This is a genomic window from Hoylesella buccalis ATCC 35310 (assembly GCF_000177075.1).
In the GTDB taxonomy this organism is placed as follows: Bacteria; Bacteroidota; Bacteroidia; order Bacteroidales; family Bacteroidaceae; genus Prevotella; species Prevotella buccalis.
Genome location: NZ_ADEG01000073.1, coordinates 69408 through 87331, shown reverse-complemented (window position 1 = coordinate 87331; position 17924 = coordinate 69408). Strand labels below are relative to the sequence as shown.

The window sequence follows — 17924 nt, the reverse complement described above, 5'->3', positions numbered from 1 at the left end:
ATCAACAATATATAAAAACAACTGATTTTTGGCGTATTTACAACCAGAAGAGTGGCTGATGGTAAATACGCAAAATATAAAGAGGTTGCTTGTCAAGAAAAATCATACGCGCATACCATTATCATATTACTTCCGCTTACAGACTGAAAGGATAATTTGTAAAGGTTATCGGTTGACATCAATAATCTTCCTTTTTCGTTAATCTTCTCAAATTGTGCGCCATTTACGAAGAAAATATATACATTTGTAGACTGAATCAACCGATTGAATTATGAGAAAGTTTGTCATCGCCATCCTCTTAGCCATGCCTTTGATAATGCAAGCACAGACCGTTTTGACGCCGGAGCAACAATTGGAAAAGGCCAAACAAGAAGCGCAGGCTGCCAAGGAAGCCGTCAAAGAGGCCAAGAAAGCAGCAAAACGAGCTGCTGCAGAGGCTAAGAAAGCTGCCAAAGACAAAGCTAAACAGGCCGAAAAAGCACGAATCGAAGCTGAAATAGAGCGTGCCAACAAGGAGGCAGCTCGGTACAAGATGGAAGCAGAGATGATTAAGAAGAAGGCAAGACAGACTGTTGAAGATGCGCAGAAAGCTGTTGCAGGTTCGTCATCAGGCTGGTCCATCCCAGACAACAGCGCGAACGAGAGCAATCAAAGAAGTGGCTCGCAGCAGAAATCGGTCAGTTCAAAGGTCACTATGCCGAAGACAGACAAATATGATTCCAAGTATTTGGAGGGAGGTGTACCGCAAGATGCCGATGGCAAAGTGGTATTCACCCTCGATTTAAAAGCCCCAGGGAAAACGGCTAAGCAGATTTACGACATCACCTATCAATATCTTGATGAATTGACAAAAGGCGAAAATCAACTCAATAGCCACATCGCTTTGGTCAACGAAGAACAGAATATCATTGCCGCCCGATACACAGAGTGGTTGGAATTCAGTAAGTCATTCCTGTCATTAGACCGGACAGAATTCGACTACACGCTGATTGCCAAGTGCACAGACAACCACTTAGAACTCACGATGAGCCGCATACACTACGACTATGAGAAGGGACGGCCAACGCACATGTCGGTGAGTGCAGACGAATGGATTACCGACGAGGTGGCCATCAACAAGAAAAAGAACCGTTTGCGTCCCCTGTCATCAAAGTTTCGCCGCAATACCATCGACCGCAAAGATGAGATATTTAGTCAGATTTCCTATCGGCTACGCTGACAAACCATGCCTGGCCGAGCATCATCAGGCGGGCAGTAACACTGATAAATCTTTTTTTTCAAGCGATAACACGACATCTATATGAGTGCAAAATACCCAAGACGACAAAGAGGAACTGGCGAAACGCCACGCGATAGAATCTTTTGGATTCGAAACATACTCAACATCATCTTCATGATTGGTGCCGTGGTAGGCGTCATCTTCTATTTCTTTACACAAAAAGAAACGCTTGGAATCATCATCATCCTAACCGCCATGTTCTTCAAAATGGCCGAATGCAGCATTCGCATATTCCACAAATGACTCGATTTTTATTATCCATATTCCTTTTACTATCGTCCTTGACTATGGTTGCTCAGATAGACGACTATAATCAAATAGATCCTAGTGGTAACATCACGCGCCGAGATGGCATGGCCAACGACTCGACCCATGAGAACAAAGAGATACCGAAAGGGTTGAAGGTTTGGACGGTCAACGAACGTTTTGGTGACATCATTCCTGCCATTCCCGATACCTTGTCACACATGTATCCCAACAGCATCTTTACAACGGGTATGCGCGGTGAATACAATTCTACGGGCAATCTGGGGGCACCACGCATCAACAGGCTGTTCGTTGATCGCCAACGTGCTGATCAACAGTTTATCTTTACGCAACCTTATGACTACTTCATTGTTGCTCCGGGCGATTTTCATTTCACCAACACACTGTCGCCCATCACCAACTTGACATACAATACGGCTGGAAACCGCACCAACGGGGAGGATCATTTCACGGCTAAGTTTGCCGTAAATGCGGGCAATAAGATAGGACTTGGATTTAAATTTGATTATCTATACGGCCGTGGATATTATTCTAACCAAGCGTCTTCACATTTCAACTACACCCTGTACGGTTCCTATCTCGGCGAACGGTATCAAGCACACCTGCTCTTATCGACCAATCATCAGAAGAATACAGAGAATGGAGGTATTACTGATGACAAATTCATCACCAATCCAGAAAGCTTTGACGATAACTACCAAACATCAGAAATACCGACGGTGTTACAGCAGAATTGGAACCGTAACGATAATCAGCACGTCTTTTTCAGTCATAGATACAACGTTGGCTTCAATCGAAAAGTACCCATGACGGCTGAAGAGATTAAGGCAAAGAAGTTTGCCATGGAGGCCAAGAAAGAAAATGAGGCGAAGAAAGCCAAGCAAAAGGCCAGGAAACAGGCCAAGAAAGAGGGCAGAACACTGAACGATGACGACCTGAAAGAAACAGAACCGTTGGCCGGCAGGCCTGATGACGCGGTCATCGCGGGCATTGAGTCTACAACTCCGGCAGCGCAAGACAGTGGACGTATTGTCGTGAACGGTCAACAGGCAGCAGACAGTTTGTTGGCCAAACAAAAGAAAGAAAATAAGGATACGGCTTGGGTAAAGAACGAATATGTTCCCGTAACCAGCTTCATACACACGTTGAAATTCGACAATTACACCCGCATTTATCAAGCATATCAGACGCCAGACAACTACTATGCCAACACATACAAGATGGATGAATGGCTGCGAGGTGACTCTATTTATGACAAGACCAAGCACTACCGTGTGCACAACACGTTTGCACTATCGCTCTTGGAAGGGTTTAACAAATGGGCCAAATCAGGTTTGAAAGCTTTTGTCAGCCACGAACTGCGGCATTTCACGCTCCCCGACACCGTTGGAATGGCAACATACAATGAAAACTCCGTATACGTCGGCGGGCAATTGAGCAAGACACAAGGCAAAACTTTCCACTACGAAGTGACCGGTGAGGTGGGTGTTGCAGGGCGAGATGCAGGCAAGATAGACATCAACGCCACCGCCGACCTCAACTTCAAGCTGTTTGGTGACACCGTACAGTTGGCAGCGAGCGGCTTCTTCCATCGCTATCAACCCACCTTTTACTACCGTCATTATCACGGACGTCATTTCCTCTGGGATAATGATGACTTGAGTAGCACCACACACACGCGTATTCAAGGCTTGTTGAGTTATGCCAAAACCAAGACTTCACTGCGCATTGCCGTGGACGAATTGACCAATTATACCTACCTGGCGCAAGCCTATACCATCAACAATCAGTATCAGCGTATCGGTACTGAGGTTGGCGTTCGGCAAAGCAGTGAAGCCATCAACGTGCTGACAGCCTCACTATCGCAGGATGTAGCATGGGGACCTTTGCACTGGGAATCGGTCATTACCTTTCAAAACTCATCCAGTCAAACGGCTTTGCCATTACCAAAACTCAACATTTACTCGAATCTTTTTTTCCGATTGAAGATAGCCAAAGTACTGAAATGTGACGTGGGCGCCGACGTACGCTACTTCACCAAGTACTATGCACCTGACTATAGTCCGGCCTTGGGGCAGTTTGTTGTGCAGGAAAATACCGACCGCGTTGAGATTGGCAACTACCCTATCGTGAACGCGTACGCCAACTTCCACTTGCAACAAACACGCTTCTTCGTGATGTACAGTCATGCCAATGCGGGCAGCGGCACAAAGGCAAGTTTCCTTGTTCCTCACTATCCGCTCAACGGCAGCATCATCCGCTTTGGGTTGAGCTGGAACTTCTTCAATTAAACAAGTAGCCCGAGAGAAACCAGAACACCATAAATAAAGATGTTCCGCCCTGTCTCACCAAGGATTTGATTCAATGCCTTACCTTGTTTGATTCGCATGCGATGGTAAGTACGCGTATGTAAAACCAAATAAATTATTGGGAATACAAAAGCCCAAGGATGCCCATTGAACAAAAACACAATACCCAACAGGCACCCCAACCATCCCAGCATGAGATAAACTTTGCGTGATAAGGATTCACCCATCCTTACTACCAAGGTCATCTTGTGCGCCCGTCGATCGTTCTCCAAATCACGATAGTTGTTGACAATCAACAAGGTATCAATGATAATTCCACAGGCCAGCGAGCTCAACACCACTTCCCAAGTGACGTGATTCATCGTTGACGGCATCGCCAAATAGTAGGTTACACAAACAGGAATAAGGCCAAAGAAGAGAAGAACCAGGAGATCACCCAGTCCGAGATAAGACAGATGCGTGGTGTAGAGGAAGCAAAACAACACACATAGGAGTCCCACCCCAATCATTTCAATACCGCCATAGCAAACCAAAGGCAGTCCAACCACGCAAGCCAGCAAGGTTGTCACGACAATACCCACGCGCATGGCTTGCGGAGAAATCCACCCTTGCGCACAAGCACGGCGTGGTCCCAGTCGGGTTTCATCATCATTTCCACGCTTGAAATCAAGATAGTCGTTGATGAAATTAGCATCTATCTGCATGATGAAAGCAAAGAGGAAACACAGCAGTACCGGCACTATACGAACGTTCCAATTGGTCATCGCCAGTGCCAACGCCGTGGCAATCATCACGGGAACAGCCGAACCCGACAAAGTTTTGGGACGCATGGCCAAGAGCCAAGCTTGAAGAGAGTTGCGTTGAACACGAGGTGCATGCATACAAATAGTTTTTCGTTGAATCTTCTTGAGATTGTTTTGCAAAAATAAACAATTATTCTTACATTTGCAACAAACTCCCATGGGCATGATAGAAAACAATGTAAACCTTGATTTAATGGCTTTCATCGAGCAAAACATCCTCCCGAAATACAACGAATTTGGCCTTTCGCATGGATTGGGGCATGTGCAGCATGTCATCAAAGGAAGCCTCGAGCTGGCTAAAAGGATGGGGGCAGACGTAAACATGGCATACACCGTAGCGGCCTATCACGACATTGGCATGTCTGGACCGAGAGCCATTCATCACCTCACTGGAGGAAAAATTCTTGCCGCTGACGCACGATTGAAGCGATGGTTCTCACCTGAACAGATACGCATCATGCGCGAAGCCGTTGAAGATCACCGTGCCAGCGCATCCCATTCGCCACGCAGCATTTATGGAAAGATTGTGGCAGAGGCTGACAGAGACCTCGAACCAGAGCATGTTTTTCGACGCGCAGTACAGTTTGGTTTGGAAAACGAGCCGGGAAAGAATCGCGAGGAACAGTGGCGTCGCTTTCTGGCTCACCTGCAAGAAAAATATTCCAACACAGGCTACATCAAGCTATGGATACCCAACTCGCCTAATGAAAAGCACCTGAAAACCATCCGCAGCATCATTGAGAACCCGGACAAACTAAGACAACAATTCGACAATCTCTATGATGAGGAAACGGGCAAACAGCATACCTGCTGACTTGTCTACCCCAAAAGCTCACGACCTTTTTTCACTTACAGCAGGCCGGCCTTCTTTAACAGCGGCATGACGGTCTCGGCATGGAGCCGCTTCTTCTTTTCTACAGAACGGTATTCGTCGAGCAAGGGCTGATGATCGTTGAGCAAAACCGCCATGAGCTTCTCGTCAACAATCAAAGCTTTCTTGTTGCCAGGCGTGATGATGTAGCACACATTCTGGCTGGCTACTTTCTTGGAGGAGGCAGCCATGGCCAACGCACCAATGAGGCCGAACATTCCACCCATGGTGGCGCGACTGCTCATTTCCTGCACATCGAGGTAGGTGAGCAGTAGATGTCCGTCGCTCATCTTGAACGCTCGGGCATATCCATTGCCGAAAGCACATCCACGATCTTTGTACGGACGGGTGTTCAGCAAGAGCGTGTCGCCATACATGATGGCGAAAACATCCTTCTTGAGCAGCTTCTTGACCTGCTTGTCGTGCGAGTCGAACCTGAAATCGTTTCCGCCCCACCACATCTGTTGGTTGCGCGTCTTGGTAATCACGGTCACGCTGTCGGCAGTTTTCCATTCGCCTGCGGCCAATTCCTCGTTATTGTTGCAGTATTTAATACTCACACACTTGTGCGTATGCTCTTTTTCAACCTGTTCCGCCTCACTTTGAGCATGAGCTGGAACGAAAGAAGCCGTGGCCAGCAGCAGGCTCATAGCTACGGCGGCAGTGCTTGTTTGAATCTTTTTCATATCTAACTGAGATTAATAGTGTTTGTCCTTGTTTCCGTCAGAATGTGACAACAGTGCAAGCGGTTAAAACAAATAAGCCAGGCCGATGCCTAACTGATAGTGGTTGAACCCAAACCGACCCTCCCATCCGGCGGGCTTGCGATAGATGGAAGTGAGCTTCCTGAGGTCGGCTCCGATGCCCCAATGGCGTGATAGCTTATAAGTGCAACCAAGAATGGTTAGAAGTCCAAGTCCGTTTTCCTGGTCACGCTGATTCAGGTCATTGCGGGCAAAGCCCATGCCTACCGCACCTTCCCATCGCCAGCCTTTGTCGGTTGTCCATGTGGCGACGAAGCTGCCTCCCACGAAGAGTACATTGCAGTTGGGCTTGCTAAAGTGGTTTTGACTGGCATGAATGCCAAAGCCCAGCCCATTGTCCCACAAATGCTCATAGTCAAGGCTCAGCGTTACGACTGAGCTTGAATTGTAAGTTTCTCTCACATCCTCGAACTTGGATGTCATGATGCCGAGCCCGTAATTCAGTCGAATCATGTTTGGTAGCGCCTCTGTGCGGTCTGGTTTCACGGCAGTATCAATAGGCTGCTGGGCACTCACGAAGATTGCAAAGAGACTGCAGAATGCCCATAAAAGTGTTCGCTTCATATTGGTTAGCTTTAAATTGATATACAAAGATAACAAAAATCCAAATTTTACAAAAAAAAACATCTTTTTTGTTCGATTTGTTTATCGGAAAAAGTTGTTTTTCTTCACAGACCTTACTGGCATTTTTTGCAGACTGCTATGCCGAATCACGTGTCAACTCGCCCTTATTGTCTACCATGTCGTGACGCGACCTTGACTTGGTGACCATCCAAACGCCCACAAACACCATGAGAACAGCAAGGCCATGCGTCCATTTGAAAATGCCCATTCCCGTGAGTACCGTCACGACCACGGCCACAACGGGCTGCACATAGTTGTAGGAACTGACCACCGTGGGGCGCAACACGCGTTGGGCTGAGATGACGAGGATGTATCCGACAAACGTACCAAAGAAAACAACATAGGCGGTTTCCAACCAGGTTTTAGTAGAAACAGCCGCCCAAGGAATATCCATGACTTCACGGAAAGAAAACGGCCAGATGAGACAGGTGGCCCATAGAAACATCCATTTGTTGACGGTAAAGACCGAATATCGCTTCACCAACTTGTTGAATGTGGATAAATAAAACGCATAAGACAGCTGCGCCCCCATGACCATCAGGTCGCCGCGAATGTCGCCAACCTTGGCATCGCCTGCGGTCATGCTGGTTAATATCAAAATCAGCGCACCGCAACATCCTATCAACACGCCCATTGCCTTTTTACCCGTGATGGGTTCTTTCAAAATGAGTGCTGCCAACACCATGGCAAATATAGGCATGGAGGTTGTGACAATGCTGGCATTGATGGGAGAAGTGTAGCTCAATCCGATGGTAAAACAACATTGATTGCAGACCAATCCGAAAACTGCAGCACCAATAAACCACAACACATCCCGTAGGGGTACATGCTCGTGCTTGACAAAGAGCGAACTCACCCAAAACAAGATGGCTCCGCCCAGCACGCGGAACGAAACCATACTCACACCATTCACCCCATGCAGCATGGCATCTTTGCCAATAGGAGCCATGAGTCCCCAAATGGCACAGGCTGAGAACATGCTCAGGTGAGCCAGCAAAGGGGCACGATTAAAATGCTTGGTAGGAATATGTTCGTGATCTATAGAATCCATATTTTGTTCCATCACAATGAAAATGAGTTTTAAAAGAAGTGGGTAGCTATGAGAAAGTAGCCCTATGGAATGATTTTGAACCGAACTCTAAAAGTTTTTTTATGTTCGTCCCAGTTGGTTCCCAATAGTTCGAACCTTCCTATTTGTGAGGTTGAACGCACATGTTTTCCGATACATGGACAAACGTCGTAATCGCCAATGCGGCAAATACGAATCGCATCCGAAGCATCGGCAGGCAGGCGGTCTAAGCTGATTCCTTCGGGAAGATGCTGCCTGTCAACCACTTCAAACGTCACGGGCATATCTTGTTGTATCAACTCGTTCATGCGAGTTTCAATCTCTTTCTCGTCACGTTTGTCCGGTTTACGATCGAGAACAAACGTCATCTTACTTTTCTTTCGCTCAATGTGCGCATTGTGTGAACGCTCACATCCAAACATTCTATGCATCAATTGATTGAGTAAATGCTCTGCAGTATGGGCCGGTGGGAATGACACTTCCCGCTCTTGAATTTCCAACACGATTTTGTTATTTTATGAACAAACAAAGATAGCCATAAATGTAGAAACGAACAAAAGATACTTAAACGAAAACTCCCCATCCTCTGTCATTTGACGAGAATGGGGAGTTTTCGAGTAGGTTAGAGCTAAAAAATCAGACTTCATGACGTTTTATTTCATAAATTTTACCGCCATAGCCCATCACCTGTGTTACAAAAGGCCGATCAGCTTGCCATGCCACGGTTTGTTCTTTGTTGGTTATCAAGTCAATGGCTTTGCAATTACCTTGCGACATTTGTAAATAGTTGAAGGCATGTTCCGGAATGTTGACGTGTACTGTTTGCTGATTGGGCGAGAAATTCACGACAATCAACAAGATTTGCTCAGCCGATTTACGCAAGAAGACATACTGCTCATCGGGATTGAACAATGCCGAGTGCTGACTGTTGGCATACATCAAATCGAAGAACTGACCGTGCGCAATGGCAGGCAGGTTACGCAAATTGAGTATTTGTCGATAAGTTTCGGATAACGTTTTACTGTGGTTATCCATTTTTCTTCTTTGATAATATCCTTCGATGACGGACTTTACCGCCCAGTAGTCGAATATGGTTGTCCTACCATCAAGACCACTGAATCCTTCTGCATCCATGCCTCGCTCGCCAAACTCCTGTCCAGCATACACCATGACAGGATTGGTGTGCAGCCATGCGCATACCATGAAAGCCGGCAAGGCACGTTCGGCACTGCCACAAAAGAAGTCGCTGGCGATACGTTGCTCGTCATGGTTTTCCAAAAAATAGAGCATCTTTGGCAAAATATCATCCACGGATTGCCATTGGCGGGTAATGTGATGGGCTGGACGCATGCCACACACGATGTCGCGCAAACAGTCGTACATGCCCACCTTATCGTATAAGTAGTCAAATCCCGAAGCGATATACGCCCGATAAAGCGAAGGATTGTACACCTCGCCAATGATGATGACGTTAGGATAGGTTGCCTTGAGCTTACCAATAGCGTACTGCCAAAATGCCGTTGGCACCATCTCTGCCATGTCACAGCGAAAGCCGTCCACTCCCTTAGAAGCCCAAAACAGCAGAATGTCTGTCATCTGTCGCCATGTGTCGGGCATGGGGTCGAAATGTTCACTGCGTCCACCAGCATCGGTGTAATCAATGCTATAGTTCAGCTTGACGGTTTCGTACCAATCATTAGCTGAAGGCGAAGCATTGAAACAATCGTTGCCCGTGCATTTGGCAGGATATTCACGATAAGGTTCGCTGGCATCCTTGCACAAATCAATGGCAGGTTCAAAGGGATAACTTGGACAATAATAAAAATTGTTGTGAATGTCAAAGTGCTTGTTTACATCATCCTTCTCTCCCAAGTCTCTCACTCCCTTAGGTTTGCAAATGGAGTGGTATTGCCGTGCCACATGATTGGGGACGAAATCAACAATCACTTTCATGCCTGCCTCGTGCGTACGCTTCACCAAAGCCTCGAACTCATCCATACGCTTCGGTACCTGCACGGCAAGGTCGGGGTCGACATCATAATAATCGGTAATGGCGTATGGCGACCCAGCCCTTCCCTTCACAATGGCTGGATGTTGACGAGGGATGCCGTAGGTAGAATAATCGGTTGTCGTTGCATGGCGAACAATGCCCGTGAACCACACATGCGTGAACCCCATGTCGTGAATACGATTGAGCACGGTCGTGGTGATGTCGTTCATCTTCCCCACTCCATTCTCTTCCATCGTTCCATGGGGCGTGAAGGTCATGTTTTGATTGCCAAAAAGACGAGTAAAGATTTGATAGATGGTCATTTTTATAAGGAGTTAATAGGGAGTTAGATAGGAGTTAATAGGGAGTTAGATAGGAGTTAATAGGGAGTTAACGGACGATAGCAGTTCTTTCTATGGAAGTTAAAAGGAAATTCATAAGATATAAAATGGGAGTTAACAAACAACACCTAATTTAATACTTGCGATTAAATGACATTTGTCTATTAACTCCCACATTACTCCTATTGACTACTATTTACTCTCAACAGGTATTTAGATGCCGTGCACTGTCACTTCCTTGCTGATGCGTCCTATCATGCCCTGCAAAGCCTTGCCAGGTCCACATTCGGTAAAGTCGGTAGCGCCATCGGCAATCATGTTCTGCACCGTTGTTGTCCAACGAACGCTACTGGTCAGTTGGGCGATAAGGTTTGCCTTAATCTTGGCTGCATCGGTATAAGGTTTCCCGTCTACATTCTGGTACACAGGACATTGAGGTGTATTCACCGTGGTAGCCTCTATCGCCTTTTGCAACTCGTCCTTAGCAGGCTGCATCAATGGCGAGTGGAAAGCACCTCCCACCTTCAAAGGCAATGCGCGCTTGGCTCCCGCAGCCTTTAGTTTTTCGCAAGCCTCCTCAATACCTTCCTTATCTCCAGAAATCACCAATTGCCCTGGACAGTTATAATTAGCAGGAATGACTACTTTGCCTTCTTTGCTCACCTCTTGACATATCTCTTCTACCTTTTCATCTGGCAAACCAATGATTGCTGCCATGGTACCCGGTGCCACTTCACAAGCCTTCTGCATCGCCATGGCACGAGCATAAACTAATTTGAGACCATCTTCAAAACTCAAAGCACCAGCTGCCACCAATGCAGAGAACTCGCCCAAAGAGTGTCCTGCCACCATATCAGGCTTGAACGCATCACCCATACAGAGTGCAGAAATGACACTGTGCAAGAATACAGCAGGTTGTGTCACCTTGGTTTCCTTGAGTTGCTCATCGGTACCATCGAACATAATGTCGGTGATACGATAACCCAACACCTCGTTGGCTTTATCGAACAACTCCTTTGCTGTCTCGTTATTATCATAAAGTTCTTTTCCCATTCCAACGAACTGGGATCCCTGACCGGGAAATACAAATGCTTTCATAACTTTTCTGTTATATTTAAAATGCTGTTATAAACTTTTCTGGCATAAAAACTGTTACAAATTCTTCTTTAATGTTTTCTTGATTTAGCGTTATTTTCTATTCTCATTTTTTCAAATTGATGCCAAAATCTAAATACTGGTCTTCCAAATAAAGCCTCAGCAGGAAAATAAAAAGCAAAGTGGAGATTACGGTAAACTTCTAAAAGAAACTGTCCCATCCTGCTTTTTCCTTTAAACTTATAACGATGGTCATAAAATCCAAAATTACCAGCAAATAGAATTTCTTTTAAAAGGATTTTTCCCAAACGTTCACTTGGCTCAACTGACATATAACTGCGATCTAGTCCAAAGATTGTATGTTGTACATACATCATGGCTCTCGCAAATTTATACATCCCAAGATATTTCAGTGTTTTTACCTCTTCCTCTTTATCCACGTCATCTATATCACGTTTAAGTAGATAATAATAGTCTATTATTTGCCTTAAACCTATACCCTCAAAGAAGAAATGATGCATAGTATGAGATAGTTGAAAAATTCGGTTAAATGGGTCTGTAGGTATTGATATTTCTCCAATCTCGTTTGGCAAAGAAATTTTATTTTTAAATTGTTCGTCAGCATGTTGATCAAAATACCCACGCATACGTTTATTATAGAATAGATTACCGCAAAATGAAGGGGTAAAATGTATTTCAACTGGGGTACTTATATCAGGCATTCTTAATTGCACATGGTGATAATTAGCAATAGCTGTCGAATCAAACTTTCGTGCATAATTTAAGATATCACCCTCATTACCTTGCAGCCAGATATCAATATCACCTGGAGTTCGAACCCAAGGGTTTGGATACATAGTGTTATTTCCCTGCCCTTTAAGAATGCAACCTGGAAACCCTGCTTTTAATACTCTATTATATAGTTTGACAACATCATCATTAATTTTTAAGTTTGCACGTTTTAACTGTTCTGCTTGTTGAAGCCATTTGTATAGTAAAGTTGTTTCTGGATGTGGTGTATTTGCATCTAAGCGTGATACACCGTCAAAAATAACGCCTGTTATACAATGTCTTTTAGAAAATTCAAATAAACCATACCAATCCATAGACTGAAGATTGTTCGGCTTCTCTGAGTTTTTCTCTAAAGAATATCTTAAAAAGCTGAGATAATTTGAAATATTACTACTAACCTTCATATCACCTGCAATCTAGCTGTTCATAGACAGAATTTCTACTCTTAAACTCTGGTACAATTTGTTTCATTTTGCGTACTATCTCTAAATCATCGTACGTTTTAGATATTTCCAAGAGCTGCTCAATATTTTGTTCAATCTGGGCATAATCATATTCGCGTACCTTCGCAATTCGTATTTTAGGATTAAACGATGGTAATGTACTTTCTTCATCGTTCAATACTTCTTCATAGAGTTTCTCACCAGCTCGAAGTCCCGTGTATTTAATTTCAACATTTTCAGCTCCTGATAATTTAATCATGCGTTTAGCAAGATCGGCTATCTTCACTGGGCTACCCATGTCAAACACAAATATTTCGCCACCATTTCCTTGAGTACCAGCTTCGAGCACCAATTTACACGCCTCTGGTATTAACATAAAGTATCTAATAATATTAGGATCAGTAACAGTGACTGGTCCCCCAGCTTTGATTTGCTTTTGGAACAAGGGAATGACAGAACCATTTGATCCCAGGACATTACCGAAACGAGTTGTGACAAATTGAGTGTTTCCTTTCACCTTTCCTTCCTTTTCAGCCTTATCCAAACTTTGTACATAGATTTCACAGATACGTTTGGAGCATCCCATAACATTGGTAGGATTAACAGCTTTATCAGTAGAAATCATGACAAACTTCTTCACACCATATTTGACGCTCAAGTCAGCAATAATCTTTGTGCCCCAAATATTATTCTGAATGCTCTCACTGGGATTATCCTCCATCATTGGCACATGCTTGTAAGCAGCAGCATGGAAAACATAGTCGGGCTGATAAGTAGCAAAAAGCTTTTCCATTCGTTCGTAGTTTTCTATAGATGCTACTATCGTTTCGGTGCTAACGGTAGGAAATTCTTTTTCCATCAATAAACGAACATCATGCTGTGGCGTTTCTGCTTGGTCTATCAATATCATCTGTGCAGGGTTAAACTTACCGATTTGTTTAACCATTTCCGAACCAATACTGCCTGCAGACCCCGTAATTAGTATTTTCTTTCCTCTTAACAGGTGTTCAATGCTCGTCATATCTATCTGAATCTGGTCTCTGGGTAACAGATCTTCGACACTAATTTCTTTTAGAGAGTTCACCACACTCGTGGCGTTTTGATTATCCCACTCTTGTAACCCTTTGGTCATGTAGATTGTCACACCAGCATTAATCAAAAGGTCTTGTAACTGGACATCATCTCTAAACTCCTTGTTACGCAGAGGTGAAACCAAAACATTTTTTATTTTCTTTAATCGGATATCTTCAGATAATTTTTGATTAACACGATAAACTTTTTTTCCCATCAAATAGCCAGGAGTAGGATCGCCCTCGTTTGCAATAAATCCCATTAATCTGAAGTGCTGTGGCTTTTGGTTGTTGATATGCTTTGCCAATCCTATTCCCCCTTCTTTCACTCCATAGATTAGGGTTCGCTGTGCCTTCTCGTTCTCAAACATCGTGTCATAAACCATTTTTACAACGATTCTAAATGTCCACATCAAAATTGTGGAAACCAAATAGATAGATATAATATGTCTTGTGTGAAGTGGAACCAGCCAACGATTATCCTCCCAAAATAAGATAGGATAATGAATAAGAAAAACAAAAAAGAAAGCCAAACCCATGGCAAGTGCCACACGTTGCAAGTCTACAAAAGACGAATAACGTATAATGCCCGCATAGGTATGGAATATTCGGAATGAAATGATATTAAAAAAGAGGTATAATATAAGAGTGTACGTAATAGGTACGATGTTGCCTAAAGTGGCTGCTCCTCTAAAGAATAGCCAAAATACAAATAAACCTGATAGATAGCAAATTATACAATCTATTAAAATTACACACCAATACGGTAAAGAATCTCTTTTAAAGTACCAATTTACAAGCTTATTAAACCAATTCATACGATGTTGTTGTTTTTGGATAATGATTCTACAAAGCGCTTCAAGATTTGTGAATCACTAAAAATTAGAAACCACTATTTTATTTGGTCTATAATAGATTGAACAATGTAACGTGCGTCATTCTCTGACACATACGGTCCTGACGGTAAGCACATTCCTATCTTAAATAATTGTTCACTCACACCATTGGTATAAGCGGGGCAGTTTTTATAGACAGGCTGCAAGTGCATGGGCTTCCATAACGGTCGGCTTTCTATGCCCATTTTGTCCAACGCTACGCGCATGGCTTCTACATTCGCATTGGGTTCACAAGATGTATGCACCTTCCCTGTAGCATGTACCACACCAGCAGCACCGCCTACAGCGCCTTTAACAGCCTGTTCATACGCATGCTCCTGCCCTTTCACTTGTAATTCGGAATCCAGAGTAATGGTGTTGAGCCAATAATTCGAGTCAAAATCGGTAGATGGATTTGTATGGAACGTAATGCCTTCTACATCCTTGAATGCCTCTTCGTACAAGTCGGCAAGATGTCTGTGGTGCGCAATATGTTCGTCAAGCACGGTAAGTTGTCCACGCCCAATACCCGCACAAACATTGCTAAGGCGATAGTTGTATCCAATTTCCTCATGTTCGTAGTATGGAAACGCTTCACGAGCCTGTGTGGCAAAAAACATCACTCTGTTTTTGGTTTCCTCATCGGGACATATCAACGCCCCCCCCCCCGAAGTAGTAATCATCTTGTTGCCATTGAAACTCAACACGCCAAACCGTCCAAAAGTACCAACAACCTGTCCCTTATAACGCGAACCCAATCCTTCTGCTGCATCCTCTATCAAAGGAATGTCATATTTTTGAGCAACAGCCTGAATCTCTTGTATCTTGGCAGGCATACCATATAGGTAAACCACGATGATGGCTTTCGGCTTTCGTCCCGTCTTTTCTATCCTGTCTTTAATCGCTTCTTCCAAAAGTTCTGGATCCATGTTCCATGAATCGTTTTCCGAATCCACAAACACGGGTGTCGCTCCCTGATAAGTAACCGGATGCGAACTGGCACAGAAAGTAAAGCTCTGACATATCACTTCATCTCCGGCTTTAACGCCTAAAACAACGAGTGCCAGATGAATGGCCGACGTACCCGAAGCCAAGGCTACCACCTGCTTGTCCTTCAATCGTTCGTCACCCTTCAACCACAGCTTTTCTGGATCGTTCTCGTGTGGTGCGATACTTTGCGGATAATCCTCCCTCCGTTGTTTGTCTCGGTCGCACTCTCCTCTCCCACTTGAGCAATCAGTTGAGGCAATGAATCGCTTCAACTCCTCTTCAAACGCATTCACGTTCGGTCCCAACGGCACCACCCAATTGGTATCAAAAGCCTCTTGGATATATTTCATTTCATTGCCACTCATGTGGGCAAGACACAAATAAATTCTTTTATTCATATATCTCTTTCAATTTCTATAATGTGACACAACAATAACAGTCATGCAAGTCATTAGCCGTTACAAGTCTAATTATTACAATATCCCGTAGTTTCATCTAGTAGCGTTTTCTATCTTATCATTGCAAAAATACAATAATAAATTGAATAGGTCTGAAAATAATCATTTGATTTTTCAACAACAGGCCAGCATACGAGGCTCTATCATCGAAGGGCGATATTGTTCAACAACCGCACCAACCGAATTCGTGTCATTCGCAGTACGCTGACGTTCATTGTCTTGTTCAGTTCATTTGTTTCATTACGTTTTCATTCGTTGTCGAAACAAAATCAAATGGTTGTTTTCGCCAACAACACACTTTAGTTAAAATCTTTTACAACAAGTGCTTTATAATTCGCGTATTTACAAACAAACCAATCCTTGCTTGCAAATACGCGAATTATGAGCATGTTTTATAAGGCATTGTTACACAAAGCATTATAGAGAAAGCACCAACGAAGGACGCTGTTTTACCACCATTTTTGCCATTAACCCATTGCTTTAATCACGCAATCTACATGCATTAATACCCTTACCCCATGTTTATTGCATCACAAAACACACCAAACAGCGGCATTATTTCCCAAGTTTTACCTGATAAAATGATTTTTCGTGCCAAACAAACCCAGTAATACCTACTCCTTACCTATTAAATTTTCCTATTTCACCTCTTGTCGACACCCTGTTTTATTGGCATTTTTTAAGACATTTCATGATTTCCTCCATGATAATACTTCATATTTCTCTTCCACCGTTGTATACCGTTTATATTTGAAAACTCTATTTATAACTTCTATAACATCTTCCAAAAGAACATCCTGTTCTTGTTTTTCACTTTTTATATATTCATCATATACTGGAACTACTCTAGATATACCATCTACTCCAATAATATTTTTAATGACAGAAAAAGAACTCTTGAAACAATCGTCAATTATATCTATATATAAAATAATGGAATAGTCAGCATACACTCCATCGATATAATAGCCCTCTTTAGGCGTAAAAGAAAAATTTCCCAATGACCATGCAACTAATTTTCCATTAACAAGTTCTATGGGTAGAACATCATGAGTATGATTACAAACTACTATATCAGCACCTTCCTTAGTAATAACGTCTACTAAATATTTGGTATATTTTCCAACTTCATTATTAAATTGTCCACCTGAATGAAGACAAAATATTACAACATCAGAATTATTTTTTGCATCCTTAATTGTTTGCTTCATTTTATCAATATAAAACCGATTATGTTCTAAAGATATTTCTCTCTCATCTACACAATCAACTAAAGAAGATAAGTAAAATCGTTGGTAAAAGCGATCTTGAATATTCCGCGGCATTAATGTCTTAAATATTTTTAAAAGACTACTTTTTAAAAAAGATCTATTTGGAATATGGTCTTGTTGCCTTGTAAGATTAACCATATAAGTTTCATCTTTGTCTAATATAACTTCATTTGTGGATGAATTTGTTCCATATGTATATGAAATAAAGGCAATTTTCTTATTTTTTATTTCTTTAACAAGAAAATTATTTTCCTTATATGTCATTTGGGTGCCAGTAAAATCTAAATTATTTTTTCTTAAATTTATTATTGTCTGCCTTAAACCCTCAAGTCCTCTGTCTAAACAATGATTGTTAGCAGTTGTAAGAAGAGAGAAACCTGACTCTCTTAGTGCTTTTAAAAAACATTCTGGAGTATTAAATTCAACGTGGCTTTTTGTATACTTTAATTCTTTACCCGCTATTGGAGTTTCTAAGCTTCCGCATACATAATCAGAATGAGCAAATAATGATTTGATGCCTTTAAAAACTATATCATAACCTATTTTTTTCTTTCGTATAATCTTATTTTGTCTCTTGTAACTTAATATGTCACCTGTAAACGCTAATCTCATA

The 17924-nt window shown here is 43.0% G+C and carries 14 protein-coding genes and 1 pseudogene; 4 read left to right on the top strand and 11 right to left on the bottom strand.

What is annotated here, in order from left to right; all coding sequences use genetic code 11:
* Window positions 1-271: 271 nt before the first annotated feature.
* The 3 genes from HMPREF0650_RS08140 to HMPREF0650_RS08130 all read left to right on the top strand — a co-directional run bounded on the left by HMPREF0650_RS08140 (window position 272) and on the right by HMPREF0650_RS08130 (window position 3837).
* Window positions 272-1219, top strand: coding sequence for a DUF4468 domain-containing protein (locus HMPREF0650_RS08140; RefSeq protein WP_004349899.1), 948 nt, complete (start codon window positions 272-274; stop codon window positions 1217-1219).
* An 81-nt stretch (window positions 1220-1300) separates the two neighbouring features.
* Window positions 1301-1522, top strand: a complete 222-nt coding sequence (locus tag HMPREF0650_RS08135) for a hypothetical protein (protein WP_004349897.1) — start codon at window positions 1301-1303, stop codon at window positions 1520-1522.
* A complete protein-coding gene (locus HMPREF0650_RS08130; protein WP_040562910.1) occupies window positions 1519-3837 on the top strand; it encodes a putative porin in 2319 nt (772 codons plus the stop codon). Before HMPREF0650_RS08135 ends, HMPREF0650_RS08130 begins: the two co-directional genes overlap by 4 nt.
* On the opposite strand, the gene menA is transcribed toward HMPREF0650_RS08130, so the two are convergent.
* Window positions 3834-4736: a 1,4-dihydroxy-2-naphthoate octaprenyltransferase gene (gene menA / locus HMPREF0650_RS08125; protein WP_040562907.1), complete on the bottom strand. Its 903-nt coding sequence runs from the start codon at window positions 4734-4736 to the stop codon at window positions 3834-3836. The two genes, HMPREF0650_RS08130 and menA, sit on opposite strands and share 4 nt — an antisense overlap.
* 79 nt (window positions 4737-4815) lie before the next feature.
* Between menA and HMPREF0650_RS08120 the strand changes: the two genes are divergently transcribed.
* Entirely contained in the window at window positions 4816-5472 is a 657-nt protein-coding gene (locus HMPREF0650_RS08120) for an HD domain-containing protein (RefSeq protein ID WP_004349892.1), read from the top strand.
* Window positions 5473-5507: 35 nt separating this feature from the next.
* Here the strand turns inward: HMPREF0650_RS08120 and HMPREF0650_RS08115 are convergent, their stop codons facing one another.
* The 10 genes and pseudogenes from HMPREF0650_RS08115 to HMPREF0650_RS08070 form a co-directional block, all read right to left on the bottom strand.
* Entirely contained in the window at window positions 5508-6215 is a 708-nt protein-coding gene (locus tag HMPREF0650_RS08115) for a DUF6563 family protein (protein ID WP_004349891.1), read from the bottom strand.
* A gap of 63 nt (window positions 6216-6278) precedes the next feature.
* A complete protein-coding gene (locus tag HMPREF0650_RS08110; protein ID WP_004349889.1) occupies window positions 6279-6857 on the bottom strand; it encodes a hypothetical protein in 579 nt (192 codons plus the stop codon).
* Between the two features lie 136 nt (window positions 6858-6993).
* Window positions 6994-7968, bottom strand: a complete 975-nt coding sequence (locus HMPREF0650_RS08105) for a DMT family transporter (RefSeq protein WP_050774857.1) — start codon at window positions 7966-7968, stop codon at window positions 6994-6996.
* A gap of 62 nt (window positions 7969-8030) precedes the next feature.
* Window positions 8031-8462: pseudogene (locus HMPREF0650_RS13800) on the bottom strand (alanyl-tRNA editing protein); the annotation flags it as partial.
* Window positions 8463-8622: 160 nt separating this feature from the next.
* Window positions 8623-10299: an alpha-amylase family glycosyl hydrolase gene (locus tag HMPREF0650_RS08095; RefSeq protein ID WP_004349886.1), complete on the bottom strand. Its 1677-nt coding sequence runs from the start codon at window positions 10297-10299 to the stop codon at window positions 8623-8625.
* A gap of 231 nt (window positions 10300-10530) precedes the next feature.
* Complete coding sequence (gene fabD, locus HMPREF0650_RS08090) at window positions 10531-11415, bottom strand: ACP S-malonyltransferase (RefSeq protein ID WP_004349885.1); 885 nt, start codon at window positions 11413-11415, stop codon at window positions 10531-10533.
* Window positions 11416-11483: 68 nt separating this feature from the next.
* Complete coding sequence (locus HMPREF0650_RS08085; RefSeq protein WP_162013131.1) at window positions 11484-12518, bottom strand: nucleotidyltransferase family protein; 1035 nt, start codon at window positions 12516-12518, stop codon at window positions 11484-11486.
* Between the two features lie 91 nt (window positions 12519-12609).
* Window positions 12610-14535 (bottom strand): polysaccharide biosynthesis protein, encoded by a 1926-nt coding sequence (locus tag HMPREF0650_RS08080; RefSeq protein WP_004349882.1) that lies wholly within the window; start codon window positions 14533-14535, stop codon window positions 12610-12612.
* A 74-nt stretch (window positions 14536-14609) separates the two neighbouring features.
* Window positions 14610-15980, bottom strand: coding sequence for a DegT/DnrJ/EryC1/StrS family aminotransferase (locus HMPREF0650_RS08075; RefSeq protein ID WP_004349880.1), 1371 nt, complete (start codon window positions 15978-15980; stop codon window positions 14610-14612).
* Window positions 15981-16729: 749 nt separating this feature from the next.
* The gene (locus tag HMPREF0650_RS08070) at window positions 16730-17923 is read right to left on the bottom strand and encodes a CapA family protein (protein WP_040562905.1); all 1194 of its coding nucleotides are present in this window, start codon (window positions 17921-17923) and stop codon (window positions 16730-16732) included.
* Window position 17924: the final 1 nt, after the last annotated feature.